Below are 24,637 nucleotides of genomic sequence, written 5' to 3' on the forward strand. Positions count from 1 at the left end.
GCCGGCCAGCCGCCATGCCGGTACGCGCCCAGCGGCTAACCGACATGCTGGTCCCAGATGCCCTGGACCTTGTCAGACAGGGTCATGGGATCGAACGGTTTGGCGATCACATCAATGGCCCCCAGAGCCTTGTAAGACTCCACCTCCGATGACTGGACCTTGGCGGTCATGAACGCCACCGGCACCTCGGCCAGGCCAGGTTTCTGGCGCAGCGCCTGCAATGTTTCCGGGCCGTCGAGCCGCGGCATCATCACATCCAGCAGGATCAGGTCGGGCTGAAAGCCGTCCACCCGCGCCAGCGCATCCTCGCCCGATTCGCACAGCATCACCTCAACCCCGCCCACCGAGACCAGGGCCAGTTCCGCCACGGCACGAATGTCCGGTTCATCTTCCACGTACATGATGCGCTTCAACTCAGCCATGGTCTGACTCCTCATCCCTCAATGTGTCCGCCCCCGGATCGCGCTCCGATCCCAGCAGCGGCAGCTCAATGTAGAACGTCGCCCCGCCACCAGGGGTGTCCTCAAATCCAATATCGCCGTGCATGCCCTCCATCAGTTGCTGGCTGATCACCAGCCCCAAACCTGTGCCTCCGGACTGCCGCGAGTCAGAACTGTCGGCCTGGGCAAAAGCGCTGAACAGCCTGTCGCGGAAGGCTGCCGGCACACCCCGGCCCCGATCCTCAACCCGCACCCGCACCCGTTCGCCCGAAGGCTCTACCAACACCCGAACCGCGCCATCGGTATGGGAGAACTTGATGGCATTGGACAGCAGGTTGGTCATCACCTGAATGAGACGACGGGGGTCCGCCCGGACCTGCAGACGAGTGTCCGCCGCTTCCAGCAGGCACTGGACCTGAAAGCGATCAGCGTAACTGCGGGTATCGTCCAGCACCTGTTTCAATAAGGGCAGCAGATCACAACGTTCCAGTTCGAACGGCATCTTGCCGGCCGCCAGTTTCTCCATATCCAGGATGTCGTTGATCAACTCGCTCAACCGCTCGCTGTTGCGCAACGCCAGGCTCACCATGTCCTGGGCTTTCTCCGGCAAGGCGCCTGCGACGCCCTTGCCCACCATCGACAGGGCTGCGGTGATCGCCGTTAACGGAGTACGCAGTTCGTGGCTGACGGTTGACACAAACTCCCGTTGCATCTGCGTCAGCCGCTTACGCTCTGTTATGTCCTCCACTATCGACCAGATCAGTTTGCGACCAGAAGCATCTGTCAGCAGAGTTCCATGCAGCATGACGGGGTACCGGTGGCCATTGCGGTGTACAAATTCTTTCTCGTAGGGGCCGTAGTGCCCTCTGTTTTCCAAGCGTTCCAGTTGCACCGCTTCCTGGTCGGCATAGTCCTTTGGTGTGACATCCCAGTAGCTCAGCGACAGGAACTCCAGCCGGCCGTAGCCTGCAGATGCCAACAGCGCATCGTTGACCTGGATGAACTGACCAGTGTCGAAATCGTTGAGAGCGATACCCACCGGCGACAGTTCGAACAGCGCCCGCAACCGGGCCTCACTCTCCTTGAGCCGCAGCTCCGCCGCTTTCTGGGCCGAGATGTCTGTGTGGGTACCGGCCATGATCAGCGGATCACCGTGGATATCGTGGGCCATGACCCGACCCCGGGCGTGGACCCAGACCCAATGGCCATCCTGGTGGCGCATGCGGAAGGTCGCGTCGTAGTAATCCGAAGCACCGGCAAAGTGACGACGCAACTTGATTTCCGCCTTTTCAAGATCGTCCTCATGGAGCAACCGGCGCCAGGTCTCCACGCTCAGTGGACTCAGTTCCTCCAGCCGATAGCCAATAATCTCGGCCCAGCGTTCGTTCAGGGTCAGGGCATCGGTCTGGACGTTCCACTCCCAGATACCCGTGTCGGTGGCCCTAATCACCATTTCCAGCCGACGCTCGCTCTCTCGCTGACTGCGCTGGACCCGGGTCGCCTCCCGCAACTGCCCAATGGTCCGCAACAGCGGACCCAGCTCCCGCTCCAGGGTCCGGTCGTAGCCCTGTTCCCGATTCGCCAGCCCCAACATTCCCACCAACTGACTGCCATGATAGATCGGCAACCCCATAAAGGTATGGATGGGCGGATGACCGTGGGGCACGCCGCTGCCGCGGGAATCATTAGGCAGGTCGTTGGCCAGCACCGGCTGGCCGGTGGTCATGACCTGGCCGAACAGAGTGTCGAGGTTGTGGAACTCCAGCCCCTCGTTGATGTTGTCACGATAGAAGGCCCGCGAGGCTTCATCCCAGGCAATGTTGGTAATGGTGTCGGTCTTTAGGTATGGCTGCCCCTCGGGGCTTTTTAGTATTTCACCAATAAAGCCAAAAGCACTGTCAGTGAAACGTAAAATCTCGTCCAACAGCTCAGTAAAGGCCTGAGGATTGTCCGGCCGGTTAATGAAGCTGGCCTGCGCTCGTGCCACCGCCAGTTCGATAGCCCGCAACCGGGAAAGGGTCTGATCCACCTGCCAGCGCTCCAGCACCGCTGTTGTCCAGCCACTGAGCAGTTCCATGAAGCGAAAGTCGTAGTGGTTGAAGCCCGTGGGTTCCCGTGGCGAGGGTGAAGAGAAGTTCAGGGTACCGTATGGCTGGCCAGCCACCACCAGCGCTGTGCCAAGATAGCTCTCGAGGCCGAACTCCCGGTAACAGGGGTGACTGGCGTACTGGGATTGCCCCATATTTTCAATGGCCAGGGTTTCGCTGGCATCAAGGGTCAGACTGCAATACGTATCATTAAGATCAAAGGCCTGGCCATCGTGGAGCGTGTCCGGGGGAGAGGCATGAGCCAACACCGTGTATCGATCACCCTCGATCTGGCTGATGATGCCAAATGGTAGCTTCAGGTAATCACACCCCAGCCGCAGCCCCTCCCGAAGGCAGTCGATGGGATCACGTCGGGTGTCGTTGTGAATGGCCGAGAGCGCCTCCAGGGTACGGTAGTAGCTTTTTTGCTGACTCTGGCCAATCTCCGCCTCGATGCTGTCGGCCAAATCCCGTAATAAACGACGATCATGAGCGGACAGGGTCCGGGGCTGGCTGTCGATGATGCACAGGGTACCGAGCCGAAAGCCATCGGCGGAGTGCAACGGCGCGCCTGCGTAGAAGCGGATGTTGGGGCTGCCGCACACCAACGGATTGTCGTGAAAGCGGGAATCGTGCGCGGCGTTCTCCACCACCAGGATGTCCTCGTTGAGAATGGCGTGGCCGCAGAACGACACACTGCGTGGTGTCTCCAGAGCATCCAGCCCCTGGCGGGATTTGAACCATTGACGGTCGGCATCTACCAGGGAGACCAACGCGATTTCCACACCAAACAGCCGTTGTGCCACCCGGGTCAGGCGATCAAAACGTTCCTCGGCAGGGGAATCCAGCAGCCCGGTGGCACCGAGGGAACGCAACCGTTCAGTCTCGTTTTCAGGTATCTCTGGCGCTCTCAATCACCTTCTCCTTCCCGCCTGTTCGTGGTCGTCTCGTGGCAGTCCTCACTGACTATTTCACTCCGGCCCAGGCTCGTGGTCGGCGGTATCGGCGAAATCACTCGGGTCCAGGCCAGCGAAACGCAGTAGACGCTGACATTCCGGTTCCGCCACCCGGCCCTGGGCAACCAGGGCCGCGGCACGCATGGCAATCCGGTCCTGTTTGGCGCCGCCCCGGGGCAGGAAATAGATCGCGCCAATCAGCTCCCTCAACTCCAGTGGCAGCCGCCACTGCACCTTGAGGCGATTGCCACAAGGCTGGGACCAGTCCTTCAGGGCCTGGTCAATCCGCTCATCGGTTAGGCTGCCGCCACCGGCCAGATACTGCTGCAACACACTAAGCACCACCAGCTCGCCGGCCCGGCTCAACAGGCCTGCGGTAAAGGCTTCGTTCGCTGGTAGTCGCAGCTGGCGAAACATTGACTGGGCGTAGTGGGCAACGTCTTCGCTCTGATGCTGAAAGGCTTCAGCACGTTCCCGCAAGCCGGCGTCGCTGAGAGCATGGGTATTGTCCAGCGCCAGCCCCAGGGCAATGTCCAGGGACATTCGCGTACCCACCAGCCGGATCGCCTCCGACAAGGTCGACACCGGCTCGCCGGACCGTCGAAAAGAGTTGCGATTAGCCACATCCAGCAACCGGGTGGTGAGACCGGTTTCATCCCGCCAGCGCTCCGCCAGTTGGTTGGCATCCAGGGGCTCGGCTCGATCCATCAGGTCCAGAACGTCCGCCGGCGCCAGGGTCGTGGGCAGCTGAAAGTGGCCCTCGCAGGCGGCCTTGAGCATGGCTTCCAGGTCACCGTGATCGCCATCGTCGTCCTGCTCGGGGGGCAGGATGGTTTTTAGCCGGTCCCGGACCATCTCCACGCTGAAGGGTTTGGAGACAAACCCGCTGATACCATGATGAGCCGCTGCCAGTACCGATTCCCGGTCACTGCGGCCGGAAATCATCAGCACCGCCACCTCGCGATCGTCCTTACGGATCTGTCGCACCAGCTCCAGCCCGGAGCCGTCCGGCAGGTTCCAGTCGCAGATCACCAACTGGTAGCGACCGGGCAGCCACTTGTTGCCTGCCTCTGCCACCGAGGTCACGATGTCGGCAGACAGCCGCGGGTAGATCCCCGCCAGGATGGTTTCCAGCAGCTCCGCCATCAACAGGTCATCCTCGAGGATCAGGGTATTCATCAGGCTCCGGTCTCCTGGTCATCACGGTGATTGGGGGCCTGGGACTGATACAGCGTCACCCCATTGCGACCGGCTCGCTTGCGCTGGTAGAGCGCTTCGTCAGCGGCGTTGAGCGCGGCCTCGGCGGAGGCAAAGTTCCGCAGGCTGGCCACGCCGGCGCTGAGAGTCACCTGAAATTCCTCGCCATCACCGGCAAACACCAGACCGGCGAACTGGCCACAGACGTCCTGGAGGATTTCCTCCGCCACCTCGGCACTGCAGTCCGGCAGGATCACCACAAACTCTTCGCCACCGTAACGGCCAATAATGTCGGTCTTACGCAGCCGGTGACGCAACAGGTTGGCAAGGGCGCGGATCACCACATCGCCGACGGCGTGACCATGGCTGTCGTTAACCCGCTTGAAATGGTCCAGATCAAGCATGGCCACCTGGGCCGCCAGGCCATAGCGGCGACAGCGATCAAACTCCTTCGCCAGCTCCTGCTTCACTAAGGAGTGTTTAAGCAGGCCCGTGAGGCTGTCCAGAGACGCCAGTTTGGAGAGCTGGCGGGCACGAACACAGCGGGCCTTGACCTCCTTCACCAGGCGGTGGTCACGAATCGGCTTCTCGATAAAGTCATCCGCCCCCTCGGCGATGGCGGAAATCTGTTCGTCCCGGTCCTGCTCGCTGGACAGATAGATGATAGGCAGCCCCAGCCACTCCGGCTGAAAGCGGATCATCCGCGCCAGGTTGATGCCGGAATAGTCCCCCATGTGGATGTCCATCAGCACGATGTCGGGGCGATACTCCGACAGCCGACGGATGACGTCGGGGGGATGAGTGACGGTCACCACTTCCAGACCGCCGGCCTCCAGTACCAGCCGGTAGTGCTCCACCAGCTGGTCGTCGTCATCGACGATCAGCACCTTGCCGCCCTGGCGCTCTTCGCGCTCCTCATTGAGCTGCTGAATGCGATCCGCCAGCGCGGGAATATCCACCGGCACGGTGAAGAAACCGCCGGCGCCGGCATCCGCCACCCGGTAGCGGACATCAAAGGATTCGTCATGGGCCACAAAAACCAGCGGCAGGTCGCTGTGGCGTTCCAGTTCCGCCACCACCCCATGCACCGCGTCCAGCAGATCCGCGTCGGCCACCAACGCCGCCAGATTCTCGCCGGTACTGGCATGATCACGGCGGTAGCCATCCGGACTGTCAAACACCGCCACCCGGTAGCCATAGCGTGACAGCCCCTGTTCCAGTTCCTCACGCACCTCGCTGTTGGCTGAAATCAGGTCCACCCGCTGCAGAGTGCCGTCCTCCGGCTCGGCCACCGCCCGCTGCAACAGCGGAATGGCGCAATCGCCGGCGTCGGCCTTGAGCAGGTCCGGCAAGCTGTCCAGGCGCTGGTAGAAATCCTCATCCAGTACCGTGGTGAGCAGCCCGGACAGGTCGTCGGAATCCATCTCCACCACCTGTTTGAGGGTCTCCTCCAGCTTGCGGGCCTGACTGCCCAGGGCCTGGAAACCAAAGGTGCCCGCCGAGCCAGCCAATCGATGCAGCCACTCATACCCCTGTTTGAGGGCCCGGATGCCAGCGGCATTGCCCTCCACCGCATGCAGTTTGGCCACATTGTCGTCCAGTTCCACCACCACCCGGGCGACGAACTGGGCCTTCAGCGCCTCCAGTTTGTTGACGACGTCCTGGTATCCGCCACTCGGCATCAAATCCCCTTAACCACTGGTCTTGAGTTGGCAAACGCTGCCCGATCCACTCCACTGGATCGGGCCGGTCTCTGGCCAAACTATAGCGTGCCTGTCGGGTGGTGACGACCGCACTTAAGGCTCAATCCGCTGAAATCATCTCCCGTATCACATAATGCAGGATGCCGCCGTGGCGGAAGTAGGTCGCCTCGTTGGCGGTATCGATCCGCGACAGCAGCTGGCAGCGTTCTTCGTGACCATCCGGGTACGTTACCGTCATGGTCAGACTGGCGGCCGGCTCCGGATTCCCGGCCATACCGGTGATGGTGATGGTTTCCTCGCCGGTCAGTTTCAGCGACTGGCGACTGACGCCATCGGTGAACTGCAGCGGCATCACCCCCATGCCAATCAGGTTGGAGCGGTGGATACGTTCAAACGATTCCGCCACCACCGCCCGGACCCCCAGCAGGCGGGTGCCCTTGGCGGCCCAGTCACGGCTGGAGCCGGTGCCATACTCCTTGCCGGCGATCACCACCAGCGGCGTATGGTCATCGGCGTAGGCCATGGCGGCGTCGTAGATCGCCATCTGCTTGCCACTGGGGATGTGGCGGGTGAAGCCACCTTCCACATCGTCCAGCATCTCGTTGCGGATGCGAACATTGGCGAAGGTGCCCCGCATCATGATTTCGTGGTTACCCCGCCGGGAGCCGTAGGAGTTGAAGTCGCGGGGTTGGACGCCCTTGTCCTGCAGATACCGTCCGGCCGGGCTGTCGGCCTTGATCGCCCCTGCCGGTGAAATGTGATCGGTGGTCACCGAATCCCCCAGCAGCGCCAGAATGCGGGCGTCGTGGATGTCATCCACCGGTTCAGGCTCCGCCCCCATGCCTTCGAAGAAGGGCGGGTGCTGGATGTAGGTGGACGCCTCAGTCCACTCGTAGACCTTGGCATCGGGCACCTGGATCGAGCGCCAGGTGTCGTCGCCTTCAAACACCTCGCCGTACTCTTTGTGGAACATCTCGGTTTCCACTTTCGCCACCGCCTCGGCGATCTCTTCCTGGCTCGGCCACAGTTCCCTGAGGTATACCGGCTTGCCATCCCGGTCCACACCCAGCGGGTCGCGGGACAGGTCCACCCGAACATTGCCGGCCAGGGCAAACGCCACCACCAGGGGCGGCGATGCCAACCAGTTGGTTTTCACCAGCGGGTGCACCCGGCCCTCGAAGTTACGGTTGCCCGATAGTACCGAGGCCACCGTCAGGTTACCCTTGTCGATGGCCTGCTCGATGGGATCGGGCAACGGTCCGGAGTTGCCGATGCAGGTGGTGCAGCCATAGCCCACCAGGTTGAAGCCCAACTGGTCGAGAACCTCCTGATAACCGCCGACCCGCAGGTAGTCGGTCACCACCTTGGAGCCGGGCGCCAGCGAGGTCTTGACCCAGGGCTTGGTTTGCAGCCCCCGGGCCACGGCCTTCTCGGCCAGCAGGCCTGCGGCCATCATCACACTGGGGTTGGAGGTGTTGGTACAGGAGGTGATGGCGGCGATGACCACCGCGCCCGGGTCCAGGTGCAGCTCCTCGCCGTTGAGCTGGAAAGGCTGGCTGGCGGCGTGACGATAGCTTTTCTCCACCCCGACCGCGGTCTGGCCGCCTTCCGATTGCAGACGGCTGTCTGATTCTGTCGCCGGACCTTCGTTGGTCTCCATCAGCAGTTCAAAGGCCGACTTCATCTGGCTCAGTGCCACCCGGTCCTGAGGCCGCTTGGGGCCGGCCAGGCTGGCTTCCACCTCGCCCATGTCGAGTGCCAGGGTGGTGGTGTAGGCCGGCTCCTGGCCAGGCTCCCGCCACAGCCCCTGGGCTTTGGCGTAGGCCTCCACCAGCTCGATCTGGTGGGCCTCACGGCCGGTCAGCCGCAGGTACGCCAGGGTCTGCTCGTCCACCGGGAAAAAGCCACAGGTGGCGCCGTACTCCGGGGCCATGTTGGCAAGGGTGGCACGATCGGCCACCGGCATGTCCTTGAGGCCATCGCCGAAGAACTCGACGAACTTGCCCACCACACCGTGCTTGCGGAGCATTTCGGTGACCGTCAGCACCAGGTCGGTGGCGGTGATGCCTTCCCGCAGTTTGCCGGTGATCTTGAACCCAACCACTTCCGGAATCAGCATCGACACCGGCTGTCCCAGCATCGCCGCTTCCGCTTCGATGCCGCCCACACCCCAGCCCAGGATGCCGAGACCATTGATCATGGTGGTGTGAGAATCGGTGCCCACCAGGGTGTCGGGGAAGGCGTAGGTCTTGCCGTCGATATCGCGGGTCCAGACCGTCTTGCCGAGGTATTCCAGATTAACCTGATGGCAGATGCCGGTGCCCGGCGGTACCACCCGGAAGTTGTCGAACGCCTGCTGGCCCCAGCGCAGGAACTCATAACGCTCGCGGTTGCGTTCCATTTCGATGGTGACGTTGTCTCGGAAGGCCGAAGCGTCACCGAACTTGTCCACCATCACCGAGTGGTCGATGACCAGATCCACAGGCGATAGCGGATTGACCAGCGCAGGGTCCTTGCCCGCCGCAGCCACCGCCTCACGCATCGCCGCCAGGTCGACGACGCCAGGCACGCCGGTGAAATCCTGCATCAGCACCCGCGCCGGCCGGTACTGGATTTCGGTGTCGGAGTGACGGCTGTCCAGCCACTGCGCCATGGCCTCCAGATGCTGGCGGGTGACGGTATCGCCATCCTCATGCCGCAACAGGTTCTCCAGCAGCACTTTCAGTGAGAACGGCAGTCGCTCCAGGCCCGGCAGGGCACGGGCCGCCTTGGGCAGGCTGTGGTAATGGTAAGTCTGGCCAGCCACGTCCAGCTGGCTCAGGGTCTGCAGACTGTCGGGATTGCTCGCTTGCGTTGCCATGGTGCACATCCTCCGTATCTGGTCGGGGTCGGGTTCAACCATGTTCCTACTATTGGGACGGCCGCGCGCCAGGTCAAAGTCACCGGGCTTATAGCCACCATAGCCGCGCTGAATGGGCCGGCGTCGCGACGCGCCGCAGCGCCGATGAGTCCAGGGTACTTCTGACTAACCCTTAGAGCTTGAAGGCCTGCATCTTCGCCGCCAGCTCATCCGCCAATCGGCGCAGATCGTCCACTTCCCGGTGACAGGCTGCCATGTCGTCGCTGGAACGGCCGCTCAGCTCGGAGATATTCTGGACGTTGCGGCTGATCTCTGCGGTAACCGAACTCTGTTCCTCGGTTGCCGCCGCCACCTGCTGGCTCATGCCCACGATCTGTTCGACGCTGTCGCCAATCTGGTCCAGGGCCTCGCCCATGCGCTCGGAGGTGGCCACCGTCTCGCCAGTGGCCTGCTCCCCCGCCGCCATCGCCGACACCGCGCGACTGGAGCCGCTCTGCAGGCGCTCAATGATGGCGCGGATCTCCTGGGTTGAACTCTGGGTTTTCTGGGCCAGACCACGTACCTCATCGGCCACCACCGAGAAACCACGACCGTGCTCTCCGGCGCGGGCCGCTTCGATGGCGGCGTTCAGTGCCAACAGGTTGGTCTGGTCGGAAATGTCATTGATGACGTCGATCACCCGCCCAATGTCCTCCACCTCGGTGGCGAGCTGCTGGATGGCGGTGGCGGAATCGCGGATGTCCCCGGCCATCCCGCTGACCTGGGCCACCGAGCTGGCCATGTCACTGCGGATGGCGCCGGCATGCTGGCCCATGGCCTCCAGTTGGGCGGCGGTATCGTTGGCGTTACGCGCAATCTCCTGAACCGTGGTTTCCATCTCATAGACCGCTGTCGCCACCGACTCGGTCAGCCGGCTCTGCTCTCCGGCCCGGGTGCTGTTGGCGGCGATCACCTCGGAAATCTGCTCGACAAACGCCTGCAACCGGTGGGCAGTCTCCAGCAACGCCAGGATCATCTCGTGCTGGGAACCGACAAAACTGTTGAACCCTTCGGCCAGTTCCCCCAGCTCGTCCTCGCTGTCCACGTCAAGGCGCTGGGTCAGATCCCCCCCGCCCTTGCCGATGTCCTTCAGCGCCCGGGTGACCCGGGTCAACGGCTGGGTCATCCGGGTAGCCACCAGCGCCACCAGCCCCAGGAACACCGCAGCCACCAGGCCCCCGGCCACCAGTGCCAGGGTGGTGGCCTCAGCCAGGGCACCATAGATTTCTGCCGATGGCACTTCCACCACAACCCGCCAGTCCCCCAGGTTCAGGGGCTGACTGGCGGCAATGAAATCGTCACCGTCACGCTGGAACTCCACCAGGGTGTAACGGTCCTGGCCGGTGATCTCAGCGGCGGCCGCTGCCGGCATCATGTTTTTCAACTGGCCACCGGTGCGGGCCAGTTGCGGATGGATGTTGACCTGTCCTGACGCCGACACCAGGTAGACAATGCCGGAGTCGCCAAAACGGAACTCGCGGATTCGCTCCGCCATGCGCTGCAGGCCGATGCCAATTCCGGTGACCGCCAGCGCTTCCCCCTGGTCCGCCATGCGAACGTTGATGAACAGGGTGGGCTTGCCACTGGCCTTGTCCACATCCAGCGCCAACGCCAGATCCCGGCCACTGTTGAGGAAGCCGTAGAACCAGTCATCCTGGCCCCGACGAACGGTGCGCTCGATGCCATCCTGGGTGTAGTAGCGGTTGCTGGCCGCGGAGACAAAATGCGCCGAGTCCGCACCTACACGCTGGCGCACCCGCTCCAGAAAACGGCTGACCGGGTCCAGCTGGGTGGCGGCCTCGCCCTGGCGAATCCAATCGTGCAGGAAGGCATTGTCGGCAATCATCTGGGAAGCGGTGATGGCCGGTTGCATGTCCCGTTCCACCGAGTTGGCGATGGCTTCAACGCTGGACGGCAGCGCCGAGCGCAACAAATAGCGGTCCAGCACACCGTTCATCTGCCAGATGTTCAGTGCGATCAGGGTCGCGGCGCTGATCAGCAGCGCCGCCCCCATGCCAATGATCAATTTCAGGCGAATACTCATAACGGCTTGGCTGGCTCCTGGGATACGGCAAGGATAGGGATGTCCCGGTCAGTATAGTCAGGCTTGGCGCGCTGGCACTGACCGGGGTCAGGAGGGATGGCAGAAAACCCGGTGTTCAGTGCTGGCGATCACCGTACAGCTGGGCATACAGGCCCTGGCGGGCGATCAGTTCGTCGTGATGGCCCTCTTCGATGATCTGGCCATCCTCAAACACATAAGCCCGGTCCGCCTGCTTCACCGCGCTGAGCCGGTGGGCGATGATCAGCGTGGTGCGCTGGCTGAGGAAAGCCGACAGCGCCTGATGGAGCTGGAACTCGGTTTCCGCATCCAGTGCCGAGGTCGCCTCATCGAGGATCACAATGGACGGGTCCGACAACACCATGCGGGCTATGGCCAAACGCTGGCGCTGGCCACCGGACAAGCGCACCCCCTGGCGCCCCACCAGGGTGTCCAGCTGCTCCGGCATCACCGCCACGGTGCCAGCAAGCTGGGCGATCTCCAGCGCCTGCCACAGCGCTTCATCCGGCCGCTCCCGCCCCAGGGTAAGGTTCTGGCGGATGCTGTCGTTGAACAGGGCCGGATGCTGCAGCACTGTGGCCACGTGCTCCCGCAGGCAATCCAGTCCAACACGCTGAACCGGCACGCCATCGATCAGCACCTCGCCGCGGTCGGGGGTGTACATGCCCAGGATCACCTGCACCAGGGTCGACTTGCCGCCGCCACTGGCGCCGACCACCGCCACCTTTTCCCCCCGCGCCAGATGCAGATCGATGCCCCGCAGGACCGGTTCACCGTCGCCGTAGTGGAAGTGCACATCCCGCAACGTCAGGCTGACGGTGTGACGATCACGGAAAGGGTTTTCCAGCGCCGGGTAGCGGGGTTCCTGTTTCAGTGCCAGCAGCCGGTTGATGCGGCCCAGGGCGGCATTGGCGGCGTAGAAGGCGTACTGCATGTTGAGGATTTCCTGCACCGGCGTGAGCATGAACCAGAGATAGCCAAAGATCGCGAACATCATGCCGATGCTGAGATCACTCAGCAGCACCGTCACCATCGCCGCGGCGCGGAATACGTCGACGCCAAACTGGAACAGGGCAAAGCTGGCCCGGGCGGCGGCGTCGCTGCGCCATTCGAACTGGATGGCGTGGTCCCGTACGGTGCGGGCCCGGCCCACCAGCTGGCGCAGGTAATGGGGTTCGCGGTTGGCCGCCCGCAACTGATGGATGGCATCGAGGGTTTCCGTGAGCGCCCCCTGGAACACCTCGTAGGCCTGGTTCTCCTCCCGCTTCAACTCTTTGACCCGCTTGCCGATGCGCATGGTGGCGAAGATCACCAGCGGGTTGAACAGCAGGATCAGCAGCGCCAGCTGCCAATGTACCCACAGCAGGATGGTGGCAGTGGCCACCACCGTCAGGCTGGCCACCAGGAAACGGCTGATGGTGGTGCCGAGAAACTTGTCGACGGTGTCCAGATCGGTAACGAAGTGACTGCTGACCGCCCCCGAGCCCAGGGTCTCGTACTCTGCCATCGACACCCGCTGCAGCCGCCCCAGCAACTGGGAACGGATACGGAACACCACATCCTTGGAAATCTTGGAGAACTCCCGCGACTGCAGCACGTTGAAGCTCAGTGCCAGTATCCGCAGCAGCAACGCCGCCACCACCATCATTGCGATGTAGGCTACGGGCTGCTGCCATGCTGTCGGCAACAGGGTATCCATGGCCGGCAGCACCGGCCCGGGCTCCTCCAGCAGCACCTCATCCACCAGCACCGGCAGCAGCAGCGGAATGGGAACACTCACCATGGTGGCCAGAATCGCCAGCAGGTTCGCCCGCACCAGCCGGCCCCGATGCCGTAACGCCAGCCGGGCAATGCCACGCCAGTCGTAGCCTCGGGGGGCGTTGCCGGCGGCCTGATCGGTGGCCGTCACGGCCTGGAGTGCAACGTCGTTTGAATTCTTCAACCTTCCTCCTGACAGCCCATGGTCACCCCGGGCCGGATTTTGTGGGTCTGGCAGTGGAGCACAACCCGCGGTTCTGCGATCATGGCGAGCGGAACCTACCCCTTTTGACGACAGGACGCGCACCCGTACCGTGAAACACGACTGCCATTACCATCCCGGCGCCCCCGCCAAGTGGCACTGCGGCGACTGCCAGATCCACTACTGTAACCGCTGCATGCCCGATGCCGACAGCAAGAAACAGCATGGGCTGTGTCCCCGCTGCAATCGCAGCATGCGTTACCTGGGCGCGGCCACCGCGGTGGAGCCGTTCTGGAACCGGCTGGGGGCCTTTTTCCGCTACCCCTTCCACTTCGATCCCCTGCTGGTGATCGCCATCTGCACGCTGGTGCCGCTGATGCTGTCCGCCAGCCTGGTGGGGCTAATTGTCAGCCTAGTGCTGTTCGTGGCGCTGCTGAAGTACACCTACACGGTGATCAACCACACCGCCGAGGGCCACATGAAACCGCCACCACTGGCGGTGGCCTTCACCGGTGACGGTTTTGGCATCGTGTTCCTCCAGCTGCTGGTGTTTGTGCTGTTCGGGGGCCTGGTGGCCGCCGCCGGCATGGTGGGCGGCCCGATTCTGGGACTGCTCGCGCTGGCCCTGGTGGTTCTGGCCATTCCCGCCAGCATCATGGTGCTGGCCATGGAACAGTCGGTGGGACCGGCGGTCAACCCGCTCAACCTGGCGGCGCTGATTTCCCGCATCGGCTGGCCCTACTTTCTGTTATACGGCTACCTGATCCTGCTGACCCTGGCGTCGGGCGCGGCCCAGGACTTTGCCGTGACCCATTTTGCGCCCTGGCTGGCGATGCCGCTGTCCGGCTTTCTCAACAGTACCTTTACCCTGATCCTGTTCCATATGCTGGGCTACCTGCTGTTCCAGTACCAGGAGGAGCTGGGGTTCGCCAGCGACCTGCAGGACGACCAGGATCAGAGTGCCGACAACCACCGCGACCGCAGCCAGCGGCTGGATGCCGACATCGACATGGACCTCAAGGACGGTCGTTACGACCGGGTCCAGGGCAACCTCAAAGAGGCCCTCAAGCGCAACCCCCAGGACCCAAAGCGCCTGGAGCAGCTCTACCGGCTGCTCTGCGCCCGTCAGGACGACGCTGAACTGTATCGCTACCACGGCCGCCTGCTGGGCTGGCTCGCCGACCGCAACGATGGCGCCGGCCTGGTCGACATGCTGGACGCACTGGAACGGGTCGAGCCCGGCTTTCGCATCGACGACCCGGTGCTCGCGGTCCGCTGCAGCCGCAGCCTGTACCAGCACGGCAGCTATCGCCGCGCCCTCAAGCAGCTGCTGGATTTCCACAAGCGCTTCCCGGACAGTGACCAGCTGGCCACAGCCTACATCCTGGCCGCGCAGGTACTGGCCAATGGCCTCAAGCAGTGGGAAAAGGCAACCGCCTTTCTGGGATTCGTCAAAAAACAGTGCGGGGATCACCCCCAGGCCGCCGGGCTGGACAGCTACCTGGAACAGGCCGCCCGCCGCGAGCCCCTGAAAGGCCCGAAAGCGAGCTTTACCGTCGACGGCTAACGTCCCGTCCGGTTAATGACCTGCTGAGCCGCTGAAAGACGCAGCAGGTCAGCGAATCAACCGGACAGAACACTGGAGGCACCGGCTCAGGCCGGTGGCAAAGCCGTCAGAATCTGGCGGTAGTGGCTGGCCCGGGGCGCCATCTGGCGCTTGTCGAACTCATCCGCCAGCAGCCGGCAGGCTTCTTCCACCAGCACGCCTTCACCGCTGCTGTAACGCAGCCGCTCGAAGGCCTTCTCCGCCTGCTTGAGGTCATCGGCCCGCAGGCAGGCGAACAGGATGCGGTTGTGATCCTCCGCCGCCAGCGGGTGGTGGCTCTCGCCCTTGCCGAGGAATTCCTGCCACACCTCCACCATGCGCTCGGGCTGCTTCTGGGTCAGCAACTGCCCCATCAGTTCGCGGGTGCGATCACGATAGGCTTCCTGATCCGGACGCAACTTGGCAAGCTGGTACAGGTGCTCCAGCAACACGATGCGTTCCGGGTAGCGCTGCCACAGCGCCTCAAACTGCAACCGGGCCTGGTCGAACTCCATCCGCGCCAGGGTCGCCATGGCCTGGCCGTACCCTTGGGTAAAGCGGTCGTCGATTTCCTCCTGCTCCGGCTCGTAGAACGACTCCCGCACCTGCAGCCAGCTCTTGCCCAACAGCAGGATGATGCCAGCGCCCGCCACCAACCCGCCGGCGTGAGCCATGTAAGCCACCCCGGTGGCACCGGCGAACCAGTAGTCGTAAATCTCCTTGCCCAGCCAGACTGGCAACAGCGCCAGCGCTGGCGCCCGGAAATAGTTGAAGTACACACCGAGAAAATAGAAAAAGCGGATGCGTTGCAGGCCATAGATCGCCACATACATCCCCATCAGCCCGGAAATGGAACCGGAAGCCCCCACCAGCGGCACCGTGCTGCCGAGGGAGAAAACCGTGTACACCAGACCTGACAGTACCCCGCACACCAGATAGGACAACAGATAGCGACCCACGCCGAGGGCCTTTTCGACGGTAAACCCGAGCAGGAACAGGAACACCATGTTACCGATCAGATGCCCCCAGCCGCCGTGCAGGAACTGGTAGGCAATCAGGGTGGACGGTGTCAGCTCGGCAGGCTTGAGGCCCAACTCGTTGGCGCTGAGGCGGTCCAGGTAGTCGCTCTGGATCTGGTCGTGCTGTTGCTGCCAGTAACGCCGGTCGGCACTGGCCAGCAGGATGTCGAGGTTGTCTTCCATGTACTGGTGGAACGGCGGGTTGAACAGCAGCGTCGCTGCCACCCACTGATCCTCTCCGTCCACCAGCGCCTGTTGGAACGCCTGCAGCTCATGCACCCGGTCGGATTCCCCGGCCATGCCGATCTGGCGCTCCAGGTAGGTCTCGTACACAGGCGCTTCCAGGGCCAGCAGGTCCGCCTCCAGGTAGTGCTCCAGCGCGGCCTGCTGCAGGCGCGGGTCCTTGCCCTGGTAGAACAGGAAAATCAGCAGGCAGGCCAGCATCAGGCCGAGGGTGGCCAGGGGCGGACGTTTCCAGTTAATGGCGTTTTCGGCGGGAACAATCAGCATGGGCGGTCACAATTCATCACAGTTCAGTCGGGGTGCGTCCGCTTTTGTACCACAGCAACGACAGCATTTCGCGTTGAAATACCTCCTGACAGCCGAGGTTGTGCACCTCAGCGCAACGAGCCGGCACAAGCGTCCATTCGCCTCAGGAGAACACACCATGTCACACAACCGTCATATCCATCGCGTTCAATCACCCCGGCTGGCAGGCTCGCTACTGGGGAAGGTGGGCTGGCGCAGCGCCTGCGGGGTGCTGCTGGCCACCAGTCTGATCGGGTGCAGCAGCCATGGGCCACAGACCGACACCGTTGCCAGGGCACCCACCGCCGTTCAGGTCGAGCCGGCCGATCCCGCGCCAATACTCGACCATTCTCCAATTGCCGCATCAGCCGCGAACGCCAATAGTGATAACAAACAACAACAATCGGCGGACCACCCGACAGAGGAAACAGAGATGACAGTGCTCGTACTGGACAACCCGGAACTGCTTGCCCAATCCGCCCACCTGGATGCGGACGCCACCCTCGCCGCCGATGCCGCTGAAGAAGGCCCACGCAAGCCCCACCGCCTGCGCTTCCACTACGGTTTCGACAAGCACCAGCTCAGTGACGAGGACGAAGCGATCCTGCGCCAGCACGCCGCCTATCTGCGGGCCCATCCGGAGGTGACGGTGCGAATTCACGGCCATACCGACAGTTTCGGTGCCGCTGACTACAACACCTTCCTGTCACGATTGCGCGCCAACGCGGTGGCCAAGCTGTTGAAAGAGGAAGGAGTCCGGGATGCTCAGGTGCAGATCAGCGCCTGGGGCAGCAGCCGGCCACTGGCCCGGCCTGACGACCACTCCGCCAACCGCCGGTTGGAGCTGGAGTACCACAACGAGCGCCTTGCCAAGGCCCAGTGAGAAATCGCGGCGATGGCACCGGCCGCCCCGGTGCCATCGGCTGTGCTTGAAGGGAACTGCGGCCAGTGATCAGTAATTGGCCTGAAAGACGTTCAGCATCACCGCCACCACCATCGCCAGCAGTGCCAGCCAGGTCAGCAGGATACCGCCCAGTCGCGCCGGGTGGGCACCACCGCGACCCTGGATCATGCCCCAGGCGTGCAGGAAGCGCCCCAACACGAACGCCATCCCCAGAGCGTAGATCCACTCCACCATGACCCCGTTGAGCTCGCCGATGGCCAGCAGGATCACCGCAATGGGGGCGTACTCGGTCAGGTTGGCCTGGGCCCGTACCGCCGCTTCGAAATCCCGATTGTCGGTCACACCGACGCCTTTCTTGTGACGCAGGCGGAACATCGCCACCCGTACAGACAACAACACCAGCAGAATGGTGCATACACAGGCGAAGACCGCCGACACCGGTAGAATCATCGTCAACCCTTCTTCAGTTTGCCCACCAGGAACAGCAGCAGCACCGCCCCTACCGTCGCGGTGACCAGCTCACCCACCGCCCCCTGGGACGCCAGCCCCAGCAGCCGGAACACAATGCCGCCAACGAACGAACCGACAATGCCGATCCCCACATTCGCCAGCACGCCAAAACCACGGCCTTTCATGATCAGCCCGGCCAGCCAGCCGGCGACGCCACCAATAATCAGAAACAGGATCAGATTCATCATCCGCGACCTCCCGAGTCGTCTCCATGGGCTTCAAGACTGCCGCGATTTTCACGCTGCTTCAAGCAGTTCCGCAATGACGAACGGTTAAGGGTCAGTGGCTCGCCAACTCGGCGATAACCTCCGCCATCTGGTGACGGCAGCGTTCCATCAGCTCGGGAATGTCGGCGTTGGTGAGGCCGGTGGTTTCCACCGGCGGCAGAATACGGACAGCAACCGACTGGTAGCGCCCCAGCGCGCCTTCGGTGCGACCGTGATAGGGCTGGGCACAGACCATGGTGATGGGGGCACCGGCAGCGACCGCGGCGTGAAAGGCGCCTTTCTTGAAACGACCCAGCTCGGCACCGTGACTGCGGGTGCCTTCGGGGAAGATCCACAGGCTTTTGTGCTCGCGGGTGATGGCTTCGCTGGTGGCCTGCATCGCCGCCACCGCTTTATGGGACTTGGCGCGATTGATCAGCACATTGCCCCCCAGCCAGAACACCTGGCCAAAGAACGGCGCCCAGACCAGGGCGGACTTGCCCACCGTAACCGCCCGCGGTGGCAGCAAATCCCCCAGCACGAACAGGTCATCGTTGTGCTGGTGATTGGCGATGATCACGGTGGGACGGTCGTGGGGCATGTGCTGCCAGCCATCCAGGGGACGCTTCAGCCCCAGAATCCGCCGGCCAAGACGGGCCAGCCAGCGGCCAAGGACGCGGTTATTCTCCGGATTGAAGGGCCGGGCCAGGCAAATCGCCAATCCCAACAGACACACCACCGGCACCATCAACCAGGCCAGAAATTTTCGCACCACACCCATTGCACGTTGTCCACTTGATAACCAAACACAAACCCCGTCGCGACCGGACCAGGGCAATGGTCGGGCCGGGACGGGGTCTACAGGGCGAACAAGTGTACGCCAAAAGTGTTCAGCTGTCCGTTACAGCGTGTGCCACCGAGGCCACCTCCGGCACTGCGGTGGTGACCCGCTGGGCCTCGACCACGTACCGCAGCGGGCCGTTGGTATTGAGGCTGTCGAAGGGGTAGCAGGTCACCAGCAACAGGCCGTCCGGACCCAGGGCATTGAGATCCACCCCCTCCTGGCGACTGTCGACGATACGGATCGACGCCACCTGGTAATCCTGCCACTGGCCGTCCCGCTGCTGCAGTTGCAGCCGGGTGCCGGCAGCCATCGCCTCCAGCGCCCGAAAATGGGTATCACGATGGCCGGCGATCATCACCGGTCCGTGATCACCGGTGCGCACCAGGCCAGGGCCAAAGGCGAGGCTTTCGCCATGGACACCGTCCATCACGATCCAGGACAGATCCTCGTCCGGCAGCGCCAGGCGGGCCACCGGCCAGGTGTCGGCCCAGGGCCAAGGTTTGGCGTCGGTCTGCCGGGCCCGGCTTTCCGCCCAGGCCATTTCCAGCAGCTCCTGGGCCAGCATTGCCTTGGCGGGAATCCACAACCCCGCCACCACCAGCATCAGCGACGCCAGCGCCACCACCGTCAACCAGCGCCCGCTCATGACCAGACTCCCGCCCGGCGGCGCCGGAACAGCCCCGCCAGCCCACTGAGCACCAGTCCCAGCAGCCCCGACGTCAACAGCAGCGGAGACCAGGTGGCGGTCTGGGGGTAACGCATCATCCCCGGCTGGCTGCCATCCGGTAGCAGGGTCGGCACCTGATCCTTGGCCAGAGCCTGGTTCATCGGACGGACCGGGGTACGGTCCACCGCCACAAAGCTGGTGAAACGGGTCACCAGGCGATGGGCCAGTGCCAGCTCGGTGACCTGGTCACGAATTTCAGAACCCACCTGCCCGGACAGCGACTGGTCCATCAGGCTGTCGATCTTCTCCGCCGCCCAGTATCGGTGCAGGCCCTGCCCCGGCGCTGCTTTCGCAAGGTCGAGCGACTGCTGCCAGCGGGTACCGTCCGGCAGCCGGCCGGACGCCTCCAGGGTGCCTTCCAGGCCTTCGCCGTCAGATGCCCGCACCACCTGGATCAACGGTTCACCCAGAAACAGGTCGCCCGGTCGCTGGGGCAGCGCCTCATGCTCCGACACCCCATCCGGCCACTGGCTGGCAATGTCAGTCATCACCGGTGCCTGCATCTTGGCAAACAGTGTGTCCAGCGGCCCGGAGACGTCCGCCAGGTCACTGATGGCGGTGTAGGTCCCGCGGCCAAAGCGGGCAGCCTCACGCATGAAGTGCATGTTGGGCGCCGATCCAATCGCCACCGTGAACAGCCGGCTACGCCCCAGCTGGCGCTGAATCTGGCTGAACAGGGCCGCTTCGTTACCCACTGCACCGTCGGTCATGAACACCACCTGTCGCACATAGCCGCTGCGGTCTTCATCGTCGGCGTCGGCAAGCAGCGCGGCGTCCAGCGCCGGTGCCATTTCGGTGCCGCCGTCGGCGTGCAGGTCCTGAACGTAGCGCCGTGCCCGCGCCAGGTTGGTGGCCGACGCCGGTACTGACGCCATGTGCAGGGCCTGGGTCTGACTGTTGAACTGGATCACGTTGAAGCGGTCTTCCGGCTGCAGGGTATCCAGCCCTCGCAGCAACGAGGCCTTGGCCTGACGAATCGATTCACCGGCCATCGAGCCGGAGGTATCAATCACGAACACCAGTTCCCGGGGTAGGCTCTGGGCTTGTTGCTGCCCCGGCACCAGCATCGCCAGCAGGTACTCCTCACCCTGCCAGTGTTCGCGGAACAGGGCGGCGGCCGGTGCCTGGCCACGCACCGGCGTCCAGCGCACCACCAGGTCGCGGTCCATTGCAATCGCGCCCCGGGTCGGCGCCACCACCACTTGGTCACCGTTCCAGGTGCTGTTTAGGCCATGACTGGGGCTGGTGACGTTGCCGATCGGCAGACCGGCGTTGAGGGTCAGTCGCACACTGGCCTGGTGGCTCCCGGCCGGAACATCGTTCTGGCTGACGGTGAACGGGCTGATCTGGTCGGCATCCGGCACCTCGGTGGTGGCGGTGGCCCAGCCCTGTTGCCACTGGGTGGACTGCTCGGTTAGCGGTTTGCCCGGCATGTAGCGGGGTGTCAGCGTGGTGGGCAGGCGCAGTTCAAACTCACCGGCCTGATAGCGCACCGCCTGCTGGTAACGCAGTTCCACTGACACCGCCTCACCGGGGGGAATGTTGGCTAGCCGGGTAGTGAACAGGTTGGGCCGCTGCTGTTCCACGGTCGCGGCCTGGCGCCCTTCGTCCCGGGCTTGCTGGTACTGGCGTTTGGCCTCCTGGCGGGTATGGATCTCGCCTTCGATCACCCGCTCACCGGCGATCATGGTGAGGCCGTAGACGCTGGCGTCCTCCGGCAGCGGGAACACGAACACCCCCTCCTGCCACTGCTGGCTGGTGTTGGCGAACTTCTGCACCAGCCGGGTGTCGGCAATCAGCCCGCTGACGGTCACCTGGTAGTCGGTGGTCAGCAGGGTGGCTGGCTGTTGCCACTGGCCCTGGCCATCAATGAAGTGGAATGCGCCAGTGCCCGGGGCTTCCGAGGCGTCGGCGAACAGCGGCTGGACAAACAGCAACAGCGCCATCGACAACCACAGGCCGACGCCTTCGCTCCAGCGTGGCAAACGCCGACGACGGGGCTGCAGTGGCTTGGCGGGACGGGCCGGAACCCGGGCGGGAGGAATGCTGACCGCGAGTAGCATGGTACCTTTCCTTGCGTGATGGATGAGATGACCTCATTTCACACCGCCGAGCCGGCGATCCGGTGGCGCAATCGGGGCAGCCCGATGGGGAAAAGTGATGAATTGTGGCAAGCTGGCGGGATGCCCTTGAGCCCGCGGGCGACCGTGATTTAATAGCAGGCACCCAAGGACCACTCATCCCCACACGACGCACGGACATGAAGCGACACATCTGCCTGATTGAAGACGAACCCGCCATCCGCGAGAACTATCGCGATGCCCTCGAGCGCCGCGGCTACCGGGTCACCACCCACGGCGACCGGCCCGCTGCGCTGCTGGCCCTGAGCGCCCAACTGCCGGAGCTGGCCATCATCGATGTGGGTCTGGGGGACGAACCCGACGGCGGCTTTGCCCTGTGCCAGGAGCTGCGCCAGCGCTCCGCCACCCTGCCGATCATCTTCCTCACCGCCCGTGACAGCGACATCGATTCGGTACACGGTCTGCGCCTGGGTGCGGACGACTACGTCACCAAGGACATGAGCCTGGATCACCTGCTGGCCCGCATCACCGCTCTGTTGCGGCGCGCCGACGCCTGGGCCGAGGCGCTGAAACAGCCTGATGAGGTGATCAAGCGTGGTCGTCTGAGCCTCAATGTGGATCGGATGACCGTGACCTGGAACCAGTTGCCGGTGGAACTGACGGTCACCGAATTCTGGATGCTGCACTCCCTGGCCCGCCACCCGGGCCATGTCCGCGACCGCGACCAGTTGATGTCCGCCGCCAGCACGGTGCTGGACGACAACACCGTGACTTCCCACATCAAGCGCATCCGTCGGAAGTTCCAGCAGGTGGACGCCGACTTCGATGGCATCCAGACCGCCTACGGCATGGGCTACCGCTGGAATGCCCACGAGGTCTGACGCTTGAGTCTGAAACGCCAGTTACTGATTGCCAGCCTGCTGACCCTGCTGATTCCCTGGCTGGGGCTGCAGTTCGTGCTGGAACTTGACGGCGCCCTGCGCCAGCAGGCCCAGGGCCAGCTGCTGGAGCAGGCCCAACGCATGGCGGTACAGACCAATCCGCTGCTGCAACGCCAGCCGGCGGTGTTCCACGGCACCCCGGCGCTGTTTGCCCACACACTCAGCCACGCCCCCAATCTGGACGGTTTTGGTGACGACTGGCCCGGCTATGACGAGGAATTCGACGACGGCCCGCTGGACGACCCCAATACCCCACTGGGCTGGCAACTGGCGGTGGACCGGGACCACCTGTATCTACTGGTCAAGGCCCGCCGGCCCCAGCCCCGTTACTTCGATCCGGGTCGGCCGCGACAGCCCCACGATCACCTGCGCCTGGTGTGGACCCGCTCCGGCGAGCGGGTGGAGCGCCTGATCCGCACCCCGGCACCCGGGCCTGTGGTGGGCTGGCAGCCTCAGGACGATCCCCGCCCCGACTACCGCATCCGAGGCTTCTGGCAGGCCCATGGCAACGGCTACCAACTGGAACTGCAACTGCCCCGGCCAGAGCCCGGTGAGCGCTTCAGTTTTGCCATCATCCAGCCGGATCAGGCCGGCGTACCGCCCAGCCATGGCCCCGGCCTGACCACGCTGCCACGGCTGGTCACCCGCGCGCCACTGCTGGAACAGGCTCTGACCCGGGGCCTGGCCCCCGGCCAGCAGGCCGCCATCCTCGACCCGGCGGGTTGGCGGGTGGCCTGGAGCGAACGACCGGCAGCGCCGGATTCCCCGGACTTCGACAGCCTCAGCCCACTGCAGATCGTTGAGCGCATCAGCCTCAATGGCCTGCGGGGGCTGGTGCGTTTCTACCAGCCCAGCCCGGCGCGCTGGCCGCTGCTGGCGGACCGACAACCCATCGAACAATTGCCGGAACAGGGGCTGATCGACAATGGCGATGGCCCGGCACTGCTGGTCAGCCAGCCGCTGGCGGATGGCCGCCGGCTGGTGCTGGTGCAGTCGCTGGATCAGTTGCTGACGCTGTCCGGCAGCGCCCTGGGAACGGTGATCGCCCGCAGTACCTTGCTGGTGATCGCGTTGATGCTGGTGCTGTTGGGCTATTCCAGCTGGCTGTCCTGGCGCATCACACGGTTGCAGCGGGCGGTCAGCAGCAGCGTCGACCAGGACGGCCGGATCATAGCCGCCCTGCCCCCGGTACGGGGCCGCGACGAAGTGTCGGAATTGGGGCACCAGTTCCGTCTGTTGATGGACAAGTTGCAGGGCTACACCGACTACCTGGAGAGCTTTTCCCGCCGCCTCACCCACGAGTTGAAAACCCCGGTGGCCATTGTCCGCTCGTCCCTGGACAACCTCGCCCACACCAGTCCGACGGCAGACCAGCAGGCCTATCTGGACCGGGTGCGCCAGGCCACCGAACGCCTGAGCCAGATCCTCCAGGGCATGAGCGAAGCGGCGCGGCTGGAACAGAGCTTTGACCACGCCGAACACGAGCCCTTCGACCTTGCCGAAGTGGCGACCCAGGCCACCCATGCCTACCAGGCGCTGTCCCCCGGCCATCGCATCCAGTACCAGGGCCCGGACCAGGGCTGCCAGTTCCACGGCTCGCCGGAGTTGCTGGTGCAGTTGCTGGACAAACTGGTGGACAATGCCCGCGACTTCACCCCCACCGCCGGGCTGATCGAAATCCGCCTGAGCGCCGATCCCGGCCACTGGCGGCTGGCGGTGTACAACCAGGGCTCCGCCCTGCCGGACGCGCTGGCCAGCGAGATTTTCAACCCGTTCGTGTCGCTGCGGGACAGCAAGGGCGAGGGCCACCTCGGCCAGGGCCTGCTGATCGTGCGACTGATCGCCGAACACCACCAGGGCGAAGCCCGGGCCAGCAATGCCGATGACGGCGTCGAGTTCAGCATCTTGTTGCCCAGGCCATCGCAGGCGGGACAGGCCTGACCGTCAATCCAGCCCTTGCCAGCCCCCGCGGATTGTCCTAGTGTCCC

The 24,637-nt window shown here is 63.9% G+C and carries 17 protein-coding genes; 4 read left to right on the plus strand and 13 right to left on the minus strand.

Annotated elements, in window-relative coordinates; translation table 11 throughout:
• Positions 1-35: 35 nt before the first annotated feature.
• From J2887_RS18975 to J2887_RS19005, 7 genes are all read right to left on the minus strand, one after another.
• On the minus strand, positions 36-422 hold the full coding sequence (locus J2887_RS18975) for a response regulator (RefSeq protein ID WP_227172690.1): 387 nt from the start codon (positions 420-422) through the stop codon (positions 36-38).
• Positions 415-3,441 (minus strand): GAF domain-containing protein, encoded by a 3,027-nt coding sequence (locus J2887_RS18980; RefSeq protein ID WP_227172691.1) that lies wholly within the window; start codon positions 3,439-3,441, stop codon positions 415-417. Before J2887_RS18980 ends, J2887_RS18975 begins: the two co-directional genes overlap by 8 nt.
• 57 nt (positions 3,442-3,498) lie before the next feature.
• Complete coding sequence (locus J2887_RS18985; protein ID WP_227172692.1) at positions 3,499-4,662, minus strand: HDOD domain-containing protein; 1,164 nt, start codon at positions 4,660-4,662, stop codon at positions 3,499-3,501.
• The gene (locus J2887_RS18990; protein WP_227172693.1) at positions 4,662-6,362 is read right to left on the minus strand and encodes a diguanylate cyclase; all 1,701 of its coding nucleotides are present in this window, start codon (positions 6,360-6,362) and stop codon (positions 4,662-4,664) included. The genes J2887_RS18985 and J2887_RS18990 overlap by 1 nt, the downstream gene beginning before the upstream one ends.
• A gap of 121 nt (positions 6,363-6,483) precedes the next feature.
• On the minus strand, positions 6,484-9,243 hold the full coding sequence (acnA, locus tag J2887_RS18995) for an aconitate hydratase AcnA (RefSeq protein WP_227172694.1): 2,760 nt from the start codon (positions 9,241-9,243) through the stop codon (positions 6,484-6,486).
• 172 nt (positions 9,244-9,415) lie between these two features.
• Positions 9,416-11,326 carry a methyl-accepting chemotaxis protein gene (locus J2887_RS19000; RefSeq protein ID WP_227172695.1) on the minus strand — a complete coding sequence of 637 codons (1,911 nt, stop codon included), beginning with the start codon at positions 11,324-11,326 and terminating at the stop codon, positions 9,416-9,418.
• Positions 11,327-11,441: 115 nt separating this feature from the next.
• Entirely contained in the window at positions 11,442-13,253 is a 1,812-nt protein-coding gene (locus tag J2887_RS19005; protein WP_416381922.1) for an ABC transporter ATP-binding protein, read from the minus strand.
• A gap of 163 nt (positions 13,254-13,416) precedes the next feature.
• Between J2887_RS19005 and J2887_RS19010 the strand changes: the two genes are divergently transcribed.
• Positions 13,417-14,871 (plus strand): B-box zinc finger protein, encoded by a 1,455-nt coding sequence (locus J2887_RS19010; protein ID WP_227172696.1) that lies wholly within the window; start codon positions 13,417-13,419, stop codon positions 14,869-14,871.
• A gap of 86 nt (positions 14,872-14,957) precedes the next feature.
• On the opposite strand, the gene J2887_RS19015 is transcribed toward J2887_RS19010, so the two are convergent.
• The gene (locus J2887_RS19015) at positions 14,958-16,418 is read right to left on the minus strand and encodes a rhomboid family intramembrane serine protease (RefSeq protein ID WP_227172697.1); all 1,461 of its coding nucleotides are present in this window, start codon (positions 16,416-16,418) and stop codon (positions 14,958-14,960) included.
• A gap of 157 nt (positions 16,419-16,575) precedes the next feature.
• On the opposite strand from J2887_RS19015, the gene J2887_RS19020 reads away from it, so the two are divergent.
• Positions 16,576-17,319: an OmpA family protein gene (locus tag J2887_RS19020; RefSeq protein ID WP_227172698.1), complete on the plus strand. Its 744-nt coding sequence runs from the start codon at positions 16,576-16,578 to the stop codon at positions 17,317-17,319.
• Positions 17,320-17,388: 69 nt separating this feature from the next.
• On the opposite strand, the gene J2887_RS19025 is transcribed toward J2887_RS19020, so the two are convergent.
• The 5 genes from J2887_RS19025 to J2887_RS19045 all read right to left on the minus strand — a co-directional run bounded on the left by J2887_RS19025 (position 17,389) and on the right by J2887_RS19045 (position 21,690).
• Positions 17,389-17,790, minus strand: a complete 402-nt coding sequence (locus tag J2887_RS19025; RefSeq protein ID WP_227172699.1) for an MAPEG family protein — start codon at positions 17,788-17,790, stop codon at positions 17,389-17,391.
• Positions 17,791-17,792: 2 nt separating this feature from the next.
• A complete protein-coding gene (locus J2887_RS19030; protein ID WP_227172700.1) occupies positions 17,793-18,038 on the minus strand; it encodes a GlsB/YeaQ/YmgE family stress response membrane protein in 246 nt (81 codons plus the stop codon).
• A 91-nt stretch (positions 18,039-18,129) separates the two neighbouring features.
• Entirely contained in the window at positions 18,130-18,837 is a 708-nt protein-coding gene (locus J2887_RS19035; RefSeq protein WP_227172701.1) for a lysophospholipid acyltransferase family protein, read from the minus strand.
• A gap of 109 nt (positions 18,838-18,946) precedes the next feature.
• Entirely contained in the window at positions 18,947-19,546 is a 600-nt protein-coding gene (locus J2887_RS19040; protein WP_227172702.1) for a class GN sortase, read from the minus strand.
• The gene (locus J2887_RS19045) at positions 19,543-21,690 is read right to left on the minus strand and encodes a marine proteobacterial sortase target protein (protein ID WP_227172703.1); all 2,148 of its coding nucleotides are present in this window, start codon (positions 21,688-21,690) and stop codon (positions 19,543-19,545) included. The genes J2887_RS19040 and J2887_RS19045 overlap by 4 nt, the downstream gene beginning before the upstream one ends.
• Before the next feature lie 197 nt (positions 21,691-21,887).
• Between J2887_RS19045 and pdsR the strand changes: the two genes are divergently transcribed.
• Together pdsR and J2887_RS19055 are read left to right on the plus strand one after the other, a co-directional pair.
• Positions 21,888-22,589: a proteobacterial dedicated sortase system response regulator gene (gene pdsR / locus J2887_RS19050; protein ID WP_227172704.1), complete on the plus strand. Its 702-nt coding sequence runs from the start codon at positions 21,888-21,890 to the stop codon at positions 22,587-22,589.
• 3 nt (positions 22,590-22,592) lie between these two features.
• Positions 22,593-24,590 carry an ATP-binding protein gene (locus J2887_RS19055; protein ID WP_227172705.1) on the plus strand — a complete coding sequence of 666 codons (1,998 nt, stop codon included), beginning with the start codon at positions 22,593-22,595 and terminating at the stop codon, positions 24,588-24,590.
• Positions 24,591-24,637: the final 47 nt, after the last annotated feature.

The sequence above is a fragment of the Marinobacter sp. CA1 genome (assembly GCF_020546665.1).
Lineage (GTDB): Bacteria > Pseudomonadota > Gammaproteobacteria > Pseudomonadales > Oleiphilaceae > Marinobacter > Marinobacter xestospongiae.

Excerpts from the sequence above, each read along its gene's own strand:
- J2887_RS18975 (WP_227172690.1), bottom strand. The coding sequence starts at position 422 with ATGGCTGAGTTGAAGCGCATCATGTACGTGGAAGATGAACCGGACATT.
- acnA (WP_227172694.1), bottom strand. The coding sequence starts at position 9,243 with ATGGCAACGCAAGCGAGCAATCCCGACAGTCTGCAGACCCTGAGCCAG.
- J2887_RS19015 (WP_227172697.1), bottom strand. The coding sequence starts at position 16,418 with ATGCTGATTGTTCCCGCCGAAAACGCCATTAACTGGAAACGTCCGCCC.
- J2887_RS19045 (WP_227172703.1), bottom strand. The coding sequence starts at position 21,690 with ATGCTACTCGCGGTCAGCATTCCTCCCGCCCGGGTTCCGGCCCGTCCC.
- J2887_RS18985 (WP_227172692.1), bottom strand. The coding sequence starts at position 4,662 with ATGAATACCCTGATCCTCGAGGATGACCTGTTGATGGCGGAGCTGCTG.
- J2887_RS19020 (WP_227172698.1), top strand. The coding sequence starts at position 16,576 with ATGTCACACAACCGTCATATCCATCGCGTTCAATCACCCCGGCTGGCA.
- J2887_RS19030 (WP_227172700.1), bottom strand. The coding sequence starts at position 18,038 with ATGATGAATCTGATCCTGTTTCTGATTATTGGTGGCGTCGCCGGCTGG.
- J2887_RS19035 (WP_227172701.1), bottom strand. The coding sequence starts at position 18,837 with ATGGGTGTGGTGCGAAAATTTCTGGCCTGGTTGATGGTGCCGGTGGTG.
- J2887_RS19000 (WP_227172695.1), bottom strand. The coding sequence starts at position 11,326 with ATGAGTATTCGCCTGAAATTGATCATTGGCATGGGGGCGGCGCTGCTG.
- pdsR (WP_227172704.1), top strand. The coding sequence starts at position 21,888 with ATGAAGCGACACATCTGCCTGATTGAAGACGAACCCGCCATCCGCGAG.
- J2887_RS19040 (WP_227172702.1), bottom strand. The coding sequence starts at position 19,546 with ATGAGCGGGCGCTGGTTGACGGTGGTGGCGCTGGCGTCGCTGATGCTG.
- J2887_RS18990 (WP_227172693.1), bottom strand. The coding sequence starts at position 6,362 with ATGCCGAGTGGCGGATACCAGGACGTCGTCAACAAACTGGAGGCGCTG.
- J2887_RS19025 (WP_227172699.1), bottom strand. The coding sequence starts at position 17,790 with ATGATTCTACCGGTGTCGGCGGTCTTCGCCTGTGTATGCACCATTCTG.